General features: G+C 65.6%; 17 protein-coding genes. 3 read left to right on the top strand and 14 right to left on the bottom strand.

Annotated elements, in window-relative coordinates:
- Window positions 1–11: 11 nt before the first annotated feature.
- Complete coding sequence (locus tag AC1RKI_RS04935; protein WP_492794662.1) at window positions 12–2,024, bottom strand: acetoacetate--CoA ligase; 2,013 nt, start codon at window positions 2,022–2,024, stop codon at window positions 12–14.
- A 75-nt stretch (window positions 2,025–2,099) separates the two neighbouring features.
- Window positions 2,100–3,617 (bottom strand): 4-hydroxy-3-polyprenylbenzoate decarboxylase, encoded by a 1,518-nt coding sequence (ubiD, locus tag AC1RKI_RS04930; protein WP_492794663.1) that lies wholly within the window; start codon window positions 3,615–3,617, stop codon window positions 2,100–2,102.
- 642 nt (window positions 3,618–4,259) lie between these two features.
- On the opposite strand from ubiD, the gene AC1RKI_RS04925 reads away from it, so the two are divergent.
- Window positions 4,260–5,327: a lytic transglycosylase domain-containing protein gene (locus tag AC1RKI_RS04925; protein ID WP_061956861.1), complete on the top strand. Its 1,068-nt coding sequence runs from the start codon at window positions 4,260–4,262 to the stop codon at window positions 5,325–5,327.
- A 103-nt stretch (window positions 5,328–5,430) separates the two neighbouring features.
- On the opposite strand, the gene AC1RKI_RS04920 is transcribed toward AC1RKI_RS04925, so the two are convergent.
- The 4 genes from AC1RKI_RS04920 to ribBA form a co-directional block, all read right to left on the bottom strand.
- Window positions 5,431–6,612, bottom strand: coding sequence for a pyridoxal phosphate-dependent aminotransferase (locus AC1RKI_RS04920; RefSeq protein ID WP_492794665.1), 1,182 nt, complete (start codon window positions 6,610–6,612; stop codon window positions 5,431–5,433).
- Between the two features lie 152 nt (window positions 6,613–6,764).
- Entirely contained in the window at window positions 6,765–7,289 is a 525-nt protein-coding gene (nusB, locus tag AC1RKI_RS04915; RefSeq protein WP_200899019.1) for a transcription antitermination factor NusB, read from the bottom strand.
- A complete protein-coding gene (gene ribH, locus AC1RKI_RS04910) occupies window positions 7,282–7,782 on the bottom strand; it encodes a 6,7-dimethyl-8-ribityllumazine synthase (RefSeq protein ID WP_061956862.1) in 501 nt (166 codons plus the stop codon). Before ribH ends, nusB begins: the two co-directional genes overlap by 8 nt.
- A gap of 89 nt (window positions 7,783–7,871) precedes the next feature.
- Entirely contained in the window at window positions 7,872–8,987 is a 1,116-nt protein-coding gene (gene ribBA, locus AC1RKI_RS04905) for a bifunctional 3,4-dihydroxy-2-butanone-4-phosphate synthase/GTP cyclohydrolase II (RefSeq protein WP_061956781.1), read from the bottom strand.
- Between the two features lie 253 nt (window positions 8,988–9,240).
- Between ribBA and AC1RKI_RS04900 the strand changes: the two genes are divergently transcribed.
- On the top strand, window positions 9,241–10,272 hold the full coding sequence (locus tag AC1RKI_RS04900) for a CaiB/BaiF CoA transferase family protein (RefSeq protein ID WP_492794668.1): 1,032 nt from the start codon (window positions 9,241–9,243) through the stop codon (window positions 10,270–10,272).
- 129 nt (window positions 10,273–10,401) lie between these two features.
- On the top strand, window positions 10,402–10,593 hold the full coding sequence (locus AC1RKI_RS04895) for a YjfB family protein (protein ID WP_061956783.1): 192 nt from the start codon (window positions 10,402–10,404) through the stop codon (window positions 10,591–10,593).
- Window positions 10,594–10,758: 165 nt separating this feature from the next.
- On the opposite strand, the gene AC1RKI_RS04890 is transcribed toward AC1RKI_RS04895, so the two are convergent.
- The 8 genes from AC1RKI_RS04890 to AC1RKI_RS04855 all read right to left on the bottom strand — a co-directional run bounded on the left by AC1RKI_RS04890 (window position 10,759) and on the right by AC1RKI_RS04855 (window position 17,283).
- Complete coding sequence (locus AC1RKI_RS04890; protein ID WP_492794670.1) at window positions 10,759–11,385, bottom strand: riboflavin synthase; 627 nt, start codon at window positions 11,383–11,385, stop codon at window positions 10,759–10,761.
- Window positions 11,386–11,431: 46 nt separating this feature from the next.
- A complete protein-coding gene (gene ribD, locus AC1RKI_RS04885) occupies window positions 11,432–12,553 on the bottom strand; it encodes a bifunctional diaminohydroxyphosphoribosylaminopyrimidine deaminase/5-amino-6-(5-phosphoribosylamino)uracil reductase RibD (protein WP_227459063.1) in 1,122 nt (373 codons plus the stop codon).
- Between the two features lie 86 nt (window positions 12,554–12,639).
- Complete coding sequence (locus AC1RKI_RS04880) at window positions 12,640–13,170, bottom strand: GspH/FimT family pseudopilin (RefSeq protein WP_227459064.1); 531 nt, start codon at window positions 13,168–13,170, stop codon at window positions 12,640–12,642.
- A gap of 1 nt (window position 13,171) precedes the next feature.
- A complete protein-coding gene (locus tag AC1RKI_RS04875; protein ID WP_341247927.1) occupies window positions 13,172–13,636 on the bottom strand; it encodes a type IV pilin protein in 465 nt (154 codons plus the stop codon).
- On the bottom strand, window positions 13,633–15,462 hold the full coding sequence (locus tag AC1RKI_RS04870; protein ID WP_492794673.1) for a pilus assembly protein: 1,830 nt from the start codon (window positions 15,460–15,462) through the stop codon (window positions 13,633–13,635). Before AC1RKI_RS04870 ends, AC1RKI_RS04875 begins: the two co-directional genes overlap by 4 nt.
- Window positions 15,459–16,028 (bottom strand): pilus assembly PilX family protein, encoded by a 570-nt coding sequence (locus AC1RKI_RS04865; protein ID WP_492794675.1) that lies wholly within the window; start codon window positions 16,026–16,028, stop codon window positions 15,459–15,461. Before AC1RKI_RS04865 ends, AC1RKI_RS04870 begins: the two co-directional genes overlap by 4 nt.
- Window positions 16,022–16,954: a PilW family protein gene (locus tag AC1RKI_RS04860; protein WP_492794677.1), complete on the bottom strand. Its 933-nt coding sequence runs from the start codon at window positions 16,952–16,954 to the stop codon at window positions 16,022–16,024. The genes AC1RKI_RS04865 and AC1RKI_RS04860 overlap by 7 nt, the downstream gene beginning before the upstream one ends.
- Window positions 16,951–17,283: a hypothetical protein gene (locus tag AC1RKI_RS04855; protein ID WP_492794679.1), complete on the bottom strand. Its 333-nt coding sequence runs from the start codon at window positions 17,281–17,283 to the stop codon at window positions 16,951–16,953. The genes AC1RKI_RS04860 and AC1RKI_RS04855 overlap by 4 nt, the downstream gene beginning before the upstream one ends.
- Between the last annotated feature and the right edge of the window lie 121 nt (window positions 17,284–17,404).

Below are 17,404 nucleotides of genomic sequence, written 5' to 3'. Positions count from 1 at the left end.
GCGACGCAGCCTCACGCCACGCGCGGCTGACGCGCCAGATAGTCGGCCGCGTAGGCGAAGTACCAGCCCAGGCAATCGGGGTTGGCCATCGCGTCCGGATTGGCGATCTTGTCCGCGGAGTGGCCGAGCAGCAGCTTCTTGATCGGCACCTCCATCTTCTTGCCCGACAGCGTGCGCGGCACGGCTGGCGCCTGGACGATGTCGTTCGGCACATGGCGCGACGACAACGCCGCGCGGATGCGAGCGCGCATCGTGTCGCGCAGGGCATCGTCGAGTTGCAACCCATCGCGCAGCACGACGAACAGCGGCATGTACGACTCGCGTCCCAGGTATTCGAGATCGACCACCAGGCTGTCGAGCACCTCGGGCAATTCCTCGACCACGCGATACAGCTCGCTGGTGCCCATGCGGATGCCATGGCGATTGATCGTCGCATCGGAGCGGCCGTAGATCGTGGCGCCGCCGCGCGCCGAAATACGTATCCAGTCGCCGTGCCGCCAGGCGTTCGGATAGGTGTCGAAATAGCTGTCGCGATAGCGTTTGCCGTCGGCATCGCCCCACAGGAACAGCGGCATCGAAGGCATGGGCTGCGTGCACACCAGCTCGCCGACTTCGTCGATCAGCGCGCGGCCGCTGTCGTCGAAGGCTTCGACCTTTGCGCCCAGGCACCGGCATTGCATCTCGCCGGCGTATACCGGCAGCAGCGGGCATCCCGCCACGAACGACCCCGCGAAGTCGGTCCCGCCCGACATCGGCGCGAGCCAGACGTCTTTACGGACATGCGCGTAGATCCACGCGTAGGCCTCTTCGGGCAACGGCGAGCCGGTGGAGCCGATGCCGCGCAGGCGCGACACGTCGGCGATCCGCGCCGGTTCGATCCCGGCTTTCATGCATCCGGTGAAGAATGCTGCGCCCGCGCCGAACATCGTCACCCGGGCATCGTCGACGAATCGCCATAGCACGCCGGCGTCGGGCCAGGCAGGGTTGCCGTCATAGAGCGCGATCGTGGTGCCCAGCAGCAGCCCCGCGATTTGCGCGTTCCACATGATCCAGCCGCTGCTGCTGTACCAGTGGAACACGTCGTCGGGGCCCAGATTGTTGTGGAACGCCATGAGCTTGAGCTGCTCGATCACGATGCCGCCGTGCCCATGCACGATTGGTTTGGGCATCCCTGTGGTGCCGGACGAGTAGACGATCCACAGCGGATGGTCGAACGGCACCGGATCGATCCGCAGCGCCACGTCGTGGCCGACCACATCGGCCCAGCTGTGGCGCCGCACGCGGCTGCCGGTATCGATGTGGCTGCCGATGGACGGCACGATGACGATATCGGTCAGCGAAGGCAGCGCCGCGACGAGATCGGCCAGCACCGGGGCGCGGTCATAGACCTTGCCGCCGTAGCGATAGCCATCGACCGCGATCAGCACCTTGGGTTCGATCTGGCGAAAGCGATCGATGACCGCCACCTGACCCATGTCGGGCGCGCAGCCGGACCACACCGCGCCGATGCTCGCGGCGGCCAGGAACGCCACGACCGTGGCGGGGATATTGGGCAGGTAGCCCGCCACGCGATCGCCGCGCGCCACGCCCATCTGACGCAGCGCGTGCGCCATCGACGCCACCTGCTTTTCGAGCGTCTCCCAGCTGATATCGGCAAGTTCCACGGCCTCGCCCGCGTGGCGGATCGCGGTGCGGCGCCGCTGCTCGCCGCTGCCGGCGTGGCGGAAGACCTGCTGGACGTAGTTCAGTGTCGCGCCGTCGAACCAGCGTGCGCCGGGCATGGTGCGACGATCGAGGACGCTGCGGGCCGGTGTGTCGAAGCGGACGTCGAAATAATCGACGACGTTCTGCCAGAACGCTTCAAGGTCGGTGACGGACCAGTTCCACAGGCTGGCGTAGTCGGGGAAATCGAGCGAGCGCTCGCGGCGCAGCCACGCCATGAACGCGGCGATCCGGCTGCTGTCGGCAAAGGCGGCCGACGGCGTCCACATCGGCGCGCCGCCGGTTGCTGGTGCAACGGTCATCTTGTCTCCTCCGCGGCCCGTCTGCGCGGGCCATGAGAGTGATGGGAAGTCCGCAGATGATAGCGGAGCGCCGCTTTACTTGCCGGCTTCGAACAGCGATCCCCAGATTTCGTCGACGCGGGTCTTGACGGCCGGGTCCATGCGGATCGGCGTGCCCCATTCGCGGGTGGTTTCGCCGGGCCACTTGTCGGTCGCATCGATGCCCATCTTCGACCCCAGCCCCGACACCGGCGAGGCAAAGTCGAGATAGTCGATCGGGGTGTTGTCGACCATCACCGTGTCGCGGCTGGGATCGACGCGCGTCGTAATGGCCCAGATCACTTCCTTCCAGTCGCGTACGTCGATGTCGTCGTCCACAACGATGATGAACTTGGTGTACATGAACTGGCGCAGGAAACTCCAGACGCCAAACATCACGCGCTTGGCATGGCCGGCGTACTGCTTCTTCATGCGCACCACGGCCATCCGATAGCTGCATCCTTCGGGCGGCAGATAGAAATCGGTGATTTCCGGAAACTGCTTCTGCAGCAGCGGCACGAACACCTCGTTCAGCGCCACGCCGAGCACCGCCGGCTCGTCGGGCGGCTTGCCGGTGTAGGTAGAGTGGTAGATCGGATCGCGGCGCATGGTGATGCGCTCGATCGTGAAGACCGGAAACCAGTCCTGCTCGTTGTAATAGCCGGTGTGATCGCCATAGGGACCTTCCAGCGCGTGTTGGTAGCCGGACGGATGGTCGGGATCAGGCTGGATGTGGCCTTCGAGAACGAACTCGGCCGAGGCCGGCACCGACAGTTCGGACAACGTTGGCGTGAGGCAGCCGGCCAAAGCCGTGCGGCTGCCGCGCAGCAGTCCGGCGAACTGATATTCGGACAGCGTATCGGGCACGGGCGTGACCGCGCCGAGGATGGTGGCGGGATCGGCGCCCAGCGCCACGGCGATCGGAAACGGCTTGCCTGGATTGGCCAGCGCGTGCTCGCGAAAATCGAGCGCGCCGCCGCGGTGCGCCAGCCAGCGCATGATGACCTGGTTGCGGCTGATCACCTGCTGGCGGTAAATGCCGAGGTTCTGCCGTTTCTTGTGCGGCCCCTTGGTGACCACCAGGCCCCAGGTGATCAGCGGTGCGGCGTCGCCGGGCCAGCAGGTCTGGATCGGCAGGCGGCCCAGGTCGACATCGTTGCCTTCCCAGACGATCTCCTGGCACGGCGGGCTGCTGACACGCTTGGGCGCCATGTCCCAGACCGATTTGGCCAGTGTGAACAGCTTGCCCGCCTCGCGCAGCCCGCGCGGCGGCTCGGGTTCCTTGAGCGCCGAAAGCACGCGGCCGATGTCGCGCAGGTCTTCCAGCGAGGAGGCGCCCATGCCTTGCGCCACCCTCTGTGTCGTGCCGAACAGATTTGCCAGAACCGGCACTTTATATATATCGCCATTGTCATGACGTGGCCGTTCGAACAACACGGCGGGGCCTTCGGCGCGCAGCAGGCGGTCGCAGATCTCGGTCATCTCGAGGTCGGGCGACACGGCGGCGCTCACGCGTTTGAGATCGCCGCGCTGCTCGAGTTGACTGATGAAATCGCGCAAGTCTTTGTATTGCATGGTGAATTCGGTTCGGAATGCGGCGTCGCGCCAATCCGGCGGGACGGCGGCGGAGTGTGTGACGATACACACGCCACCTCAATGGCGCAAAAAAATCGCGTGCGGGATGGTGACGAAATTGTAAGTAAATTGCGAGATCACGGGATCGGATCGATGGCCGTGAGGCTAGGTGGGGCTTGCGATTCGAGGTCGTACGACAAGCCCCCGACGTCGTAAAAAGCGTTGTTACATATTTCTGAAAGTAGTTATTTTTCGGTTTATTATGCTTGACGGGTTATAAAAGCGTTCCTACAATCCGGTCTGCTCTGTGAAGTGTTGCGTCGCAACATAGCTTCGTGCCCGATGTCAAGAGGGTGAAGCGAAAAAAGCGACGTCAGCAAACTTCCATTCGATTGTCACCAAGCGGTGCCCGGGAGGCGCCCGGTGCGCAGTCACCTGGCGGGATGCCAGGGTCGTAGAGTCTTAAGTGGCAGGGTGCGGCTCCCCAAGCTCGTACCCTGTTTCTCGTTGGGCGCATGGGGAGCGCCCGCCAACAGATGCTGGACACCCCTGCTAGGTGGCGCAGCATCCTTACTTGAGTACGTTGAGATCGGGCACGCGCTGTATTGTGGCGCGCGCAGCGGGCAGCGGATGGAGGTAAGCATGAGCGGTTGGAAAACCCTTCATCTTCCCGGCATCGGGCGGGCATTGCAGGTCCGCTTCAGACAGCCGGTTCCCGGTGTGAGCCGCGCACTTCAGGTGCGACTGGCCCATCCGGTGGCAGGTCGCGCCTTGTTGCGCGGCGGCCGAACAACCTTGAAGTACGCCCTGAACAGTCTCGGGGTGCTTTCCGTGGCTGCCGCAGTCACGTTGACCGTGAGCCAGCAATGGCGGACGTCCCTCGCCGGTGCGCTGGCGGGCAAGGAAGCGCCTGCCGTGCTGGTGGACGCCGCCGTCAGCCAGGCGCCAGCGCAGGTCACCGTGCCGGCGATGTCGGCCGATGTGGCCGCTGCCCGCCTGGTCGTCGCAGGCACTGGCGTGAAAGGCTTGCCGACGGTGTCGGGCGTGGACGAATGGAGCCAGACCGCTGCAGGCAAGGTTCCGTCGGTGGCCCATCTGGCTGCGCAGATCCCGCTGCAGCGCGTGGCGTTGGATGCGCGCAGCAGCTCGGCATTGGGCTCTGCCCGTGAGCAGGCCGCCGTGGCCGACTACATCGCCCGCAAGTACCGCGTGGCAACGCAGGCGACCGCGCAACTGGTGAAGGCCGCCTACATGACCGGGCGCGAAGTCGGGATCGATCCGCTGCTGATCCTGGGCGTGATCGCAATCGAGTCCAGCTTCAATCCGTACGCCGAAAGCGGCGTCGGTGCGCAGGGCCTGATGCAGGTCATGACCAAGGTCCACCAGGACAAGTACGAAGCAGTGGGCGGCGTGGCCGCCGCGCTGAATCCGTACGCCAACATCAAGATCGGCGCGCTGGTGCTCAAGGATTGCATCGCCCGCGCCGGTTCGATTGAAGGCGGGCTGAAGTACTACGTCGGCGCCACGACCAACACCGACGGTGGCTATGGTGCCAAGGTTCTGGCCGAACGCGCTCGACTGCGCGCGCTGTTGGGATTGCCCACCACCGAAGCCGCCAAGGCGTCGGCCGATGCCAAGACGCAGGCCGAGCATCATCAGAATGGCGGCGAAAAGCTCGAGGCCGCCGGCAATACCGCCCAGGCCGCCTGATCGTCGGCCGGACGCTCCGGCGTCCTGCGCTGCGGCTGGTCCGCGTCGCAAAAAAGAATGGCACCCCGCGGGGTGCCATTTTCATTGCTTCGGGCTGTCCGACTCAGCGCAGGAAATGATGCAGGCGCTGCATCGCTTCCTCGATATTCGCCATGGACGTCGCGTACGAAATTCGGATGTAGTCGTTGGCCGTATGCGGGCCGAAATCGGTCCCCGGCACCATGACCACGCCCGCGTCGTGCAGGATCGCCTGCGTCAGCCGATCGGCGTCGCCAGCGGCGGGATGGTTCACATGCCGGCAGTCGGCATAGACATAGAACGCGCCATCGGGCTTGACCGGCACACGCAGGCCCAGCGCTTCCAGCGCCGGCAGGATCGCGTCGCGGCGGCGATGGAATTCCTCCTTGCGCGCATCATAGATCGCCAGCGCCTCGGGCGAGAAACACGCCACGGCGGCATGCTGTGCCACGGCAGACGCGCAGATGAACAGGTTTTGCGCCACCTTTTCGAATGCCGATACGAGTGAATCCGGTACAACCAGCCATCCCAGGCGCCATCCCGTCATATTGAAATACTTCGAGAAGCTGTTGACCGTGATGACGTCGTCGTCCAGCGCCAGCGCGGAAACCGGCGGTCCGTCGTACGACAGGCCCTGGTAGATTTCGTCGACGATGGCAAAACCACGGCGCGCGCGCACTTCGGCGAGGATGGCTTTGAGTTCGTAAGGCAGGATCGACGTGCCGGTGGGGTTGGACGGCGACGCCAGCAGTACGCCGCGCGTCCGGGCGCCCCAATGAGACGCCACCTGCGCGGCGGTCAGCTGGAACCGCTCCGCCGGGCCGCTCGGGATCATTTTGGCGTGGCCGTCGAAGGCGGCGACAAAATGGCGGTTGCAGGGGTAGCTCGGATCCGGCATCAACACTTCCGCGCCGATTTCCACCAGCACGGCGCACGCCAGCAACAGCGCGCCCGAAGCGCCCGCCGTGACGATCACGCGTCGCGCGGGAATATCGAGCCCATAGGCGGTTTTATAGTGGCCGGCAATAGCTTCGCGCAGCGCATGGATGCCCAGCGCGCCGGTGTACTGCGTGACGCCGCGCCGCATCGCGGCCTCGGCCGCGTGGATGACCGGCGGCGCCGCCGTGAAATCGGGCTCGCCGATTCCCATGTGGATGATGTGCCGGCCGGCGCGCTCCAGCTCTGCCGCCTGCTTGGCCAGTTCCATGACATGGAACGCTTCGATGTTGGCCAACCGGGAGGCGGTGGCGATGTGCTGGGAGTTCATGGCGATGGGGGCGAACGGCCTCAAATGGATGCTTGCGCGCGGCAGCATCGGAAGCGGATTCAATAAAAACACCCGCCAGGGCGGGTGTTGTTGCCGGCGCAGGCATCATCGAACGCCGTGCGCCGAAATGCAACAGCTGTTCGAAAGTGCGATCAGCGGCGCGCTGCCACTTCGGGCGCCCGCACCTGGGCGGCCAGCTTGTCCAGCACGCCATTGACATACTTGTAGCCTTCGACCCCGCCGAAGGTTTTGGTCAGCTCGACGGCCTCGTTGATCACGACCTTGTAGGGAATGTCCAGGCAGTGCACGAGTTCATAGCTGCCGACCAGCAGCGCAGCGCGTTCCACAGGCGACAGTTCTTCGACCGTGCGGTCCAGGAACGGTGCGAAGGCTGCCGTCAGGCGCTCTTCCTCGCGCACGGCGCCATTGAGCAGCGCGTCGAAATGCTCGACGTCGGCCTTGTTGAAGCCCTGGGCATCATGCAGATGCGCTTGAATCGCACCGATGTCGTGGCGATTCAGCAGCCATTGATACAGGCCCTGGAGCGCCAGTTCGCGCGACCGGCGGCGCGCGCTTTTGGGCGGCGCCTTCGGTTCGGGGCGCGGCTTGGCGCCAGCGGGCTTGCCGGCCACGTCGCCGTTGTCGCCCTTGTCGCCGATGTCGGACGCGTTACTCATCATCTTCCTCGTCGTTGCTTTCGTTTTCGCGCAGCGAATCCAGCGCCACCACCAGGTTGGCCATCTCCACGGCGGTGCGGGCGCAGTCGCGGCCCTTTTCGCGCGTGCGGGCATGCGCTTGCGCGTCGGTGTCGACGGTCAGGATGCCATTGGCGATCGGCACGTTGAAATCCAGGCCCACGCGGGTGATGCCGGCGCCCGATTCGTTCGAAACCAGCTCGAAGTGATAGGTCTCGCCCCGCACCACGGCGCCCAGCGCCACCAGTGCGTCGAACTGGCCGCTTTCGGCCATCTTCTGCAGGGCAAGCGGCACTTCGAGCGCGCCCGGCACGGTCACCAGCAGCGTGTCTTCGCCTTCGACGCCAAGTTTTTCCAGCTCCGCCAGGCACGCTTCGCGCAGCTCGTCGCAGACGGGCTCGTTAAAGCGGGCCTGCACAATGCCAATACGCAGGCCTTCACCGTCGAGGTTGCTCTCGTAGAAGCCGTGATCCATTGTCAGTTCTCCATTCATTCGGTCGGGCATCGGCGCGGATGGCCGATGTCCTGTGATTCAGTGTGATTCGGTGCGGCCCGCGGGGCCACTCAGTTGCAGCCCGGCTCGCCGCTCATGGGCTGGCAGCCGACGATTTCCAGGTCATAGCCGGTCATGCTCGGCATTTTCTGCGGCGAGCCCAGCACGCGCATCCTGCCGACGCCCACGTCGCGCAGAATCTGCGCACCGACGCCGTAGATGCGCAGATCGGGCTTGCGGCGCGGCCGATTCTGCGGCGCGTCCAGCGCGGCGAACTGCGTGAACAGCTCGTCGGGCGAATCGCCGCAATTCAGCAGCACCATCACGCCTTGCTCGCTGCCGTGCAGCACTTCCAGCGCGGCCGGCACGCTCCACGAATGCGTGGTCCGGCCGGATTCGAGCACGTCCAGCACCGACAGCGGTTCATGCACGCGCACCAGCGTATCGCGCTCTGGATGCGGCTGGCCCTTGACCAGCGCCAGATGCGCGCGGCCCGACGGCTTGTCGCGATACATCACGCCGCGGAACGTGCCCCAGGGCGTTTGCATGTCGCGTTCGCCCATGCGTTCGATGATGCTTTCCGTGCGGCTACGATAGTGGATCAGGTCGGCGATGGTGCCGATCTTGAGGTCGTGTTCGCGAGCGAATTCGATCAGGTCCGGCAGGCGCGCCATCGTGCCGTCGTCCTTCATGATTTCGCAGATCACCGCGGCGGGCGTCAGGCCGGCCAGGGCGCCGAGGTCGCAGCCGGCCTCGGTATGGCCGGCACGAATCAGCACGCCGCCGGGCTGGGCCGTCAGCGGGAAAATGTGGCCGGGCTGCACCAGATCGGTGGCACGCGCGTCCTTGGCAACCGCGGCCTGGACGGTGCGCGCGCGGTCCGCCGCGGAAATGCCGGTCGTCACGCCTTCGGCCGCTTCGATCGACACCGTGAAGTTGGTGCCATGCACGGTACCGTTGCGCGACACCATCGGATACAGCTCCAACTGGCGGCAGCGTTCCGCGGTCAGCGTCAGGCAGATCAGGCCGCGCCCGTACTTGGCCATGAAGTTGATGGCTTCAGGCGTCACGAAATCGGCCGCCAGGACCAGGTCGCCTTCGTTTTCGCGATCTTCCTCATCTACGAGGATGACCATGCGGCCGGCACGAATGTCGGCAATGATGTCTTCGGTACGGGCGATAGTCATGGCTGGGGCGACGTCTGAATAACGGGCGGGTGCGAGGGTGCCGATGGTGTCAGCGGCGGGGCAGGGCGGCGCAGATGCTTGGAGGCCGACGAAATCAAGGCCGCTATTGTACGCCATGCCGCTCCGCGATGCCCCGGTTCGCGGCGCCAATCGAAGCGCCGATCCGCAGCCACGGGTTGGCCCGGGTTGCACGGAAGTGCGTAAAGCGGCATATCGGAAGACGCCTTTTTGGCCGGCAAACAGGAGACATCGCATGACACCACCGCTGCAGGGCATCCGCATCGTCGAATTCGAAGGAATCGGCCCGGGGCCGCTGGCCGGCAGGATGCTGGCGGACATGGGAGCGGAGGTTGTGGTCGTCACCCGTCGCCAGCGCGTGGCCGTGGCCGAGCAACTGGGCGGCGCAAAGGCGAGCCCGCTGCGGCGGGGCAAAACCATCGTGCCGCTCGACCTCAAGCAGCCGGGCGATCTGGCCCAAGCCATGGATCTGGTAGCCAGCGCGGCGGGACTGATCGAGGGCAATCGACCCGGCGTGATGGAGCGACTGGGCCTGGGGCCCGCCGACTGCGCGCTGCGCAATCCCGCGCTGGTCTATGGCCGGATGACCGGCTGGGGCCAAAGTGGGCCACTGGCCCAGGTGGCCGGGCACGACCTCAACTATGTCGCGTTGACCGGCATGTTGTCACTGGCGGCGCGTCCGGGCCAGACGCCGATGATTCCGCCGACGGTGGTCGGCGATGCCGGCGGCGCACTGGGGCTGGCCTTCGGCATGGTCTGCGCGATGCTGGACGCGCGCGCCACGGGCCGCGGGCGCGTGGTGGATGGCGCGATCGTCGATATGGTCGCCATGCTGGGCAGCATCGCGTTGTGGGTGCGAAACAATGGCCAACTGGACGGCCCGGCGCCGAGTCCCTTCCATCAATCGCCGTTCTACGACGTATATGAGTGCGCCGATGGTGGATTTATCACGATCGGCGCGCTGGAGCCACAGTTCTACGCGTTACTGCTGCAGAAGCTGGGCATGACGGACGTGGATCCCGCCACGCAGTACGACGCCGGCTCGTGGCCGGCGCTGAAGCAGCGTTTCAAGACATTATTCCGCAGCCAGCCGCGCGCGCACTGGGACGCCTTGCTGGGCGGCACCGATGTCTGCTACGCGCCAGTGCTCAGCATTGCCGAAGCCGCGGCGCATCCGCACAACGCAGCGCGGGGATTGTTTGTCCAAAATGGCGACGGCACGCTTGATGTGGCAGGCGCCCCGCGATTTGTCCCGCTGGACCGTTAGCTTTTCCGGCCGACGGCAAGCGGCCGCTCAAGGTATCTGGTTTGCCGCCGAAAACAAGGATGCGGACGCGTGGCGCACGCGAGTGCGTCGCGCGCGCCGTATTTCCCAACTCGTACAAGGTAGTCCTTCATGAGTACTTCCCTCGTCAGTTCGCTGGGCGCGGCCGATGCCGGCAGTGACCCGGTGGCGCTGCTGATGCTGCGCAAGACGCTGGATCTGCAGGCCCAAGGTGTTGCACAACTGTTGCAAGGCGCGACACCTGTGGCATCGTCCGGCAGCAATCCGCCGCATCTGGGCAACACCATCGACATCAAGGTGTAACGCCTCTGAAAGCGCGGGCGGTCTTCGGTGTGCCTGCCGAAGGCCGCTTGCCCGGCGGCGCCTTGACAGGAAGGAACGGGCAACGGCCGCAGGTCCTCCCGACGATTTCGGTCCTGGTCGTGCTTTGCCTCAGGCTTGACGCCTCAGCTCAACGGCCACGCATGCTCAGCCGTTGTGTTGCACGCCGGATGCCGACAGCATCCGCTCCACATAGCGTGCAATCAGATCGATTTCCAGATTCACGCGCTTGCCCGCCGACAGCTCGTTGAGCGTGGTGACCTCCACCGTGTGCGGAATCAGGTTGATCGAGAATTCGCAACCCTCGGCCGAATCGCTGACATTGTTGACGGTCAGCGATACACCGTTGACCACCACAGAGCCCTTGTAGGCGAGGTAGCGGCCAAGCTCGCGCGGCGCGCGGATGCGCAGCTCGTGCGATTCGCCGACCGGGGCGAAGCGCACCACCTCTCCAAGGCCGTCGACATGGCCCGACACCAGATGACCGCCAAGTCGGTCCGCCAGGCGCAGTGCCTTCTCGAGGTTGACGCGGCCCGGTTGATCCAGCCCCACGGTCTTGTCCAGCGATTCGCGCGAGACATCGACTTCGAAATGGCCGGGCTCGAGCGTCACGGCCGTCATGCATGCGCCTTGGATCGCGATGCTGTCGCCGATGCCGACATCGGACAAGTCCAGATCGCCGGCCGCCACGCGCAGGCGTACCCCTGCGTTGACGTCGCCAAGCGGGGTGACCGATTCGATGCGGCCAACCGCCGCCACGATGCCAGTAAACATGTTTGCCTCTTCAAGTATGCGTAGTGCGTAGTTGTCTGGTGCCGGCTCAGTGCGTGTTATCGGCACGGCGCGCAATCAGGCGCAAATCGTCGCCGATCTGGCGCACTTCATGCCAGCGGAAGGATGCGGCGTCGTCGAGCTTGGCCAGGGGCGGGAGATTGAACATCCCTTGCGCATCGCCCAGCAGCTTCGGCGCCAGATAAATCAGCAGTTCGTCCGCGCAGCCTTCGCGAATCAGCGATCCATTGAGCTTGAAGCCCGCTTCGACGTGCAGTTCGTTGATGCCGCGTTGCCCGAGCGCCTCGAGCATGCGTCGCAGTTCGACCTTGCCATGGCGATTGGGCAGCACCACCACTTCGACACCGCGCGCTTCCAGCGCCTGCCGGCGGGCCTTGTCGTCGATGGCGCAGAACACGAGCACCGGTTTCGCGAATTCGCCAGTGTCGCGATTGAGGATCTGCGCATCGAGCGGAACTTCGAGGCGCGAATCGACGAGCACGCGTTGCGGCTGGCGCGGCGTGGAAACGGCGCGCACGGTCAGTGCCGGGTTGTCGTCGCGCACCGTACCGATGCCGGTGAGAATGGCGCAGGCGCGTGCGCGCCAGGCGTGACCATCGTCGCGCGCAGCCTGACCGGTGATCCATTGGCTGGTGCCGTCATGCAGCGCCGTGCCGCCATCCAGCGACGCAGCCACTTTCACGCGCACCCACGGCAAGCCGCGCGTCATCCGCGAAACAAAGCCGATATTCAGATCGCGTGCCTCTTTTTCCAGCAAGCCGCACCGAACATCGATGCCAGCATCGCGCAGCCGCTGCAGTCCGCGACCCGACACCGCCGGGTTCGGGTCTTCCATGGCCGCCACCACGCGCGCGATGCGCGCCCGCACCAATGCGTCAGCGCATGGCGGCGTGCGGCCGAAGTGGCTGCAGGGTTCGAGCGTTACGTATGCGGTGGCGCCGGCGGGATCGTGCCCGTGCGCGATGGCGTCCTTCATCGCCTGGATCTCGGCGTGATCCTGTCCGGCTGGCTGCGTGTAACCCTGACCGATGATCCGGCCATCCTTCATCAGGACACAACCGACGCGAGGATTTGGCGTGGTCGTGAACATCCCGCGTGCTGCCAGCGCGAGGGCTTGTTCCATGGCGGTGTGGTCGGAATCGGAAAACATGGCGTGCGGAATCGGGCCGAAAGAGGAAATCGGGAGTCAGGACCTGGCGTCGTCAGGCGGGGCGCGCATGGGCTGGCGTCGGGTGGTCAATCGCAGTCGGTATCCACGCCGGGTTGGCAAATCCGTATGCGCCCCTGGGCACCCAGCCGGACTTGTCGTTGTGCGTGGCCGCAGCTCACCTGAAACGTGGCGGCAAAGAAACCGCCATGCTCAGACCGTGAGTATCCCACAGCTGTCAAGCGCAGGCTTTGGCTCCCCGCGGCGCCTCCCGTACCGCGCAATGCCACGCCCAGGCATCGTTCGTTGAGCGCAACGACTGCAAACGGTGCGTCCGTGGTGTCCGCGTCTGCGTCGGGCACGCTAAGCTGCCAGCCGTGATCGAGCGCTGTGTTGTCGCCGAGCGGCTCCAACAGGACCTCCATACGCCGATTGGCTGCGGTGGAGCGCGCCAGCGCCAGCGACGCCGCAAGGCGATCCGCGGCCTGTGTGGCGATCATGGTGGCGTGCATGTCGCGCAGCATGGGCCACGCTGCTATTGCCAAGGTCAGCGCCACAGCCAGCGCGATGAGCGTTTCGGCAAGGGTTGCGCCCTGCTGCGATGAGATCGTGCGGGTCATTTCAACAGTTGGGCGGCAGCGGCAGGGCTTCACCAAGTTCGGTGGGCACGGAAAGCCACTCGCCGCTGCTACGCAGCACCAGGGTCCCGCACGCCGCATCGGGGCGCACTGGTGTGGCGCGAACTTCCACGCAATGCGACAGAGAGCGCCCCGCGCAACTGGTGGCTGTCAGCCAGTGACGCGTGGGAGCAGGGGGTGGTGGCAGCGGCTTTGGCCAGTCGCCGGCGGGCGAAGCGCCGCCCGGCTCGCTTGCGTAGGTGGCGGTGAGCAAAGCGTGTCGTTCGAGCGTCAGCATCGCCGCGATCATCTCGGCGCGCGCCTGCATCCGCCAGCCCCGTTCGATGTGCCGTTGCCACGTCGGCAATGCAAGCGTCATCACGATTGCGACGATCGCAAGCGCCGCGACCAGCTCCGGTAGCGAGAATGCGAAGTGGCCCGCGCGCAGGTGGAGACGTTCCTTGCTCATGATGGTGACCGAATCAGTTCGCGCCAGCCGAGCCGGCCACGCTGCCGGTACCAGGTGGCTTGCTGGGTGAGACGCGCGGTGTCGCCATCGATCTGCCAAAGCTCAAGCCTGAACGCGTCGCGCGATGTTTTGCCGGCCGACGTATCCGCCCCGGTCGACGTGGCCGTCGATACGACGACCGGGGCGACCTCGCCGTCGAACGGCAGACCTGTCACCGCCGGTGCAATAGCGCCGTTGGCGTCGGTGGCGATCACGGATTCTCCCGTCGCGGCATCGACCAGATAGCTGCGTTGCCGGCCGTCTGGCGTTACGGTGGTGAAGCTCAAATGAACCGGCGTGGGTCCCTGCAGCGTTTCAATGCGCTCGCCTTCATGGGGCAGCCGGAGCGTCCAGCCGTTCTCCGATGTGGCCACGCCGGCCTGATGGGTGCGCAAGACAACGCCGTCGCCATCGGCAAGCGCATCAACCTGTGCCGGCATGCCGCGGCCGGGGCGATCGGGAATCGCGGAAAGCTCTCCGCCCGAGCCGAACACCACGAGCGGCCCAGTGCCGGTTTGGATGACGACAGGTGCCTCTGCCTGGCCCGGGGCCGGCGCCTGATGCCGATGCATGCAGGTCGCGGGCGAAGCGCTGTCGTTGCGGGAGAGATGATCAAGTCCGAAGCGCCAGAGCCGGCCGGTGTCGTCCACCACATAGGCGGCCTGGGACGTGCCGTCGACATTGCCGTTCACCGTGGTGGCAAGCAGATGGGCAGTGGCCGCGGGCACGCCGCAGCCCGCGTCCGGCAAGCCGATGCGCGGCACGTTGCCGGACGCGGCCCAGAACTGGGGCGAGCGGTCGAGCGGCAGCAAGGCAATGCCAGCGCGCGCACTGGTCTCCACGTCAGGGGCAAGCGCGGCCACGACGGCCCAGCGGCGCACGCTATGCTCGATCCACATCGCGACGCGGATCGGCCCGTCGCCCGAGATCGGCAGCGCTGGCGATGCGCCGACTTCCCAGAGCAATCCCAATTGACTGGCTTCGGCGTCCGGGTCGGAAATGTCGAGCACGAAAACCGCGCCCGGCTGGGTGAATCGAGGCGTTTCACTGGCGGGAACGCCGCAAAGCAGCAGCGTGCGCCAGGTGCCCGCGGGATCCGCATCGACACTTTCGGGGCGTGGGCAGGGCGCGGCAGGTATGGGCCCGTCGACCGACGTCAGCGATGCGGCGCCATGCAGCATTGCGTACGGCAGGTAGGCTGCGCGTTCGTCTCCGGACAGGGCATCGAATTGATGAACCAGACCGTCGCGTGTGCCGAGCCATAGCGTCACGGGCCGCGACACATGGCGCCGCCGATAATCGGCATGGCCAGGCTGCATGGGCAGCCATTGCGGCGGCAACACCAGATGAATGCGTGCGCCGCTGGCGCTGCCAAGCCGCGTATCGCGCGGCCGCAAGGATGTGTCCGTGCGGTCGCCGCGCAGCCATGCCAGACGGGCGGCGCCGTGCTCGGTTGGGTCCACGCTGTCCAGCGCCACTTTTGCCTCTGCGTCGATGGAATCCCAATGCAGTGCGCCAAGGTGCGCGCCGCCCAGATAGAGCTGCCGCGATGGCGTCTGGCGTTGATCGAGCTGGAACCCTGCCTCCCATTTCGTCAATACCGCAGACGAAGACGGTGACGCCGTGCGGAAGGCCAGCGCATGCAGTCTGCCGGTCCAGGGGAAGTCGCCGCTTGAAATGCGGTAGCCAAGCGGCAACTGGCCTGGCGGCGACGCGCAGAGCGCCACCGGGCTGATCGCCAATGCGATGGCGGTCAGGCCAAGATGGATTCGCTGGGAAATCCTCATGGTTGAAACTCCGTTTGCAATACCACGCGTACCGAAGGATCGCGACCTACACCCAACGCGACGATGCGGAAGACGGGCCATGCGTCGCGTGTGGGCGACGGAGCGTCGTCCCGCAGTTCGATCAGATAGCGGGGCAGAGTTGTGGCACCGATGACGTCGGGCGGCAACGGTGGAAGTTGTGCACCGGTAAACGTACCCAGTGCAACGCCAAGGTTGCGGCTTGCGATGCTGGCCGAGCTGCCGTCCAGCCAGGATTGCCACGCGGCGTCCCGGCCGTTGGTGCGACACAGGCCGGCCTGTGCGCCTTCACCGCAGGCGCCGGGGGCGGGCCATACCGCGAATCGGTCGTCGTCGCCAAGCGCGGCTGCAACGAGATCCGACTCGCCGTCGAGCAACGCGGCCTCCGCTGCGCGAAACGCGATCTCGCGATCCAACTGCTGGCTTGCCAATTGGCGGCCCATCATGAGAAAGAGCGTAATGGCGGCACTGATCGACGCCATCAGCAACATCAGCATGGCGACGAAGGCAATCAGGGCAGCGCCTGTTTGTGGACGTGGCTTCAGCACTTGGCCTCCATGCATGGCGATGGATTGCGCAGCCGGATCGTGGTCGAGAAGACGCGACGGCGCACCGGTGAGCGAGCCGGCGGTTGGAACGACGAATCCACCGATGCGTCGCCGTCGGCCTGGGAAGGGAAAAGCTGCAGGACTGTCACGGGATAGGGCTGGGCAGTGCGGCGGTCGCCTCGTACCACCATCGAGATTTGCACGGCGCGCACGCGATGCCACGCCCCCTCGCCCAGTTCTTGCACAGCGCGAGCGGGAATAAAGCGGTCGGGGTTGCCGTCGTCGTCCATGTCCACGCCATAGCGCAATTGCATGGTTTCGACGCCGCGCACCAGCGTGCCTGCGGTGTAGGCGTTGGTCAGCACACGGTTGCCTTGCCGCGTGGGGTAGCGGCACAGCAACTGCGGCACGCCATCGCTGGCCTTGCCGATATAGAACAGATTGGTGGCGGCGTGGTACGGCAGCGGGGCGTCATCGCCGGGCGTAGCTGTCGCGGGCAGCGCGTAGCCACTGCAATCGCTCATCGTGCCGTCAGGCAATGTGTTATCCGTCGGCAGGCCGCTGCCGGATACGCGCACGAGCAATGCGTCGCTGGCGGCCACTCCGGAACGGGTGCACTGCATCTGCGGCTGTGATGACAACTGTCCGCAATCGTCGCGGCCTTCGATTGGCGCATCGGGCGCTGGATGTGCGGCCGACATCGACACATGGGCGGGTATCCATCCCGCCTGCCGAACGGCGTGCGCGATGATTGCAAGGGCGCGCTGCCCGCGTTCCTCTATCAGTACGCTATCGGCCGTTACCGCATAGCTATCGCGCAGCACCTGGAAAGTGGAGAGCGCCGCCACGGAGGCAATCATGGCGAGGGATATCCCCACCATTACGCTGACCAGCGCGAAGCCGCATTTGCGGCGAGCTCCGGTCATGGCGACACCCACAACGCGATGCCCGCGAGCGGTTGCTTTCCCGCGCCGATTTCTGTCGTCGTATCGGGGGACAAGCCGGCGACTGCAACGCGATGGCCCGGCGTACATCCGGCGCCGACAGTCGGCGCATCACATAGCGCAACGCGCTGCGGATCGCCGCCGACCAGCGGCCATGTATCGGCGCCCGCTTCGGCGCGTTCTGCCGCCAGCTGAAGCGTTGCGGTAAGTTGCTCGTGATTGCCGGACCAGCGCAGCCATTGGCTGCCGAGCACGGCCAGCGGCATCACGCCAAGACTGATCAGCGCAATGCATAGCAGAGACTCGAACAAGACGTGCCCCGCATGGCGAGAACGTGAGCCCGGCGAGATGGCACGGGGAAACCTGGCAGAACACATGGTGCATCGGCTCAAAGAGAACAGATGCCCACGATAGCGGCTAGCGAAGGGTTAA

The sequence above is a fragment of the Cupriavidus sp. GW822-FHT06G04 genome (assembly GCF_058799075.1).
This window is presented reverse-complemented; position numbering and strand designations above follow the sequence as displayed.

Excerpts from the sequence above, each read along its gene's own strand:
- AC1RKI_RS04935 (WP_492794662.1), bottom strand. The coding sequence starts at position 2,024 with ATGACCGTTGCACCAGCAACCGGCGGCGCGCCGATGTGGACGCCGTCG.
- ubiD (WP_492794663.1), bottom strand. The coding sequence starts at position 3,617 with ATGCAATACAAAGACTTGCGCGATTTCATCAGTCAACTCGAGCAGCGC.
- AC1RKI_RS04925 (WP_061956861.1), top strand. The coding sequence starts at position 4,260 with ATGAGCGGTTGGAAAACCCTTCATCTTCCCGGCATCGGGCGGGCATTG.
- AC1RKI_RS04920 (WP_492794665.1), bottom strand. The coding sequence starts at position 6,612 with ATGAACTCCCAGCACATCGCCACCGCCTCCCGGTTGGCCAACATCGAA.
- nusB (WP_200899019.1), bottom strand. The coding sequence starts at position 7,289 with ATGAGTAACGCGTCCGACATCGGCGACAAGGGCGACAACGGCGACGTG.
- ribH (WP_061956862.1), bottom strand. The coding sequence starts at position 7,782 with ATGGATCACGGCTTCTACGAGAGCAACCTCGACGGTGAAGGCCTGCGT.
- ribBA (WP_061956781.1), bottom strand. The coding sequence starts at position 8,987 with ATGACTATCGCCCGTACCGAAGACATCATTGCCGACATTCGTGCCGGC.
- AC1RKI_RS04900 (WP_492794668.1), top strand. The coding sequence starts at position 9,241 with ATGACACCACCGCTGCAGGGCATCCGCATCGTCGAATTCGAAGGAATC.
- AC1RKI_RS04895 (WP_061956783.1), top strand. The coding sequence starts at position 10,402 with ATGAGTACTTCCCTCGTCAGTTCGCTGGGCGCGGCCGATGCCGGCAGT.
- AC1RKI_RS04890 (WP_492794670.1), bottom strand. The coding sequence starts at position 11,385 with ATGTTTACTGGCATCGTGGCGGCGGTTGGCCGCATCGAATCGGTCACC.
- ribD (WP_227459063.1), bottom strand. The coding sequence starts at position 12,553 with ATGTTTTCCGATTCCGACCACACCGCCATGGAACAAGCCCTCGCGCTG.
- AC1RKI_RS04880 (WP_227459064.1), bottom strand. The coding sequence starts at position 13,170 with ATGACCCGCACGATCTCATCGCAGCAGGGCGCAACCCTTGCCGAAACG.
- AC1RKI_RS04875 (WP_341247927.1), bottom strand. The coding sequence starts at position 13,636 with ATGAGCAAGGAACGTCTCCACCTGCGCGCGGGCCACTTCGCATTCTCG.
- AC1RKI_RS04870 (WP_492794673.1), bottom strand. The coding sequence starts at position 15,462 with ATGAGGATTTCCCAGCGAATCCATCTTGGCCTGACCGCCATCGCATTG.
- AC1RKI_RS04860 (WP_492794677.1), bottom strand. The coding sequence starts at position 16,954 with ATGACCGGAGCTCGCCGCAAATGCGGCTTCGCGCTGGTCAGCGTAATG.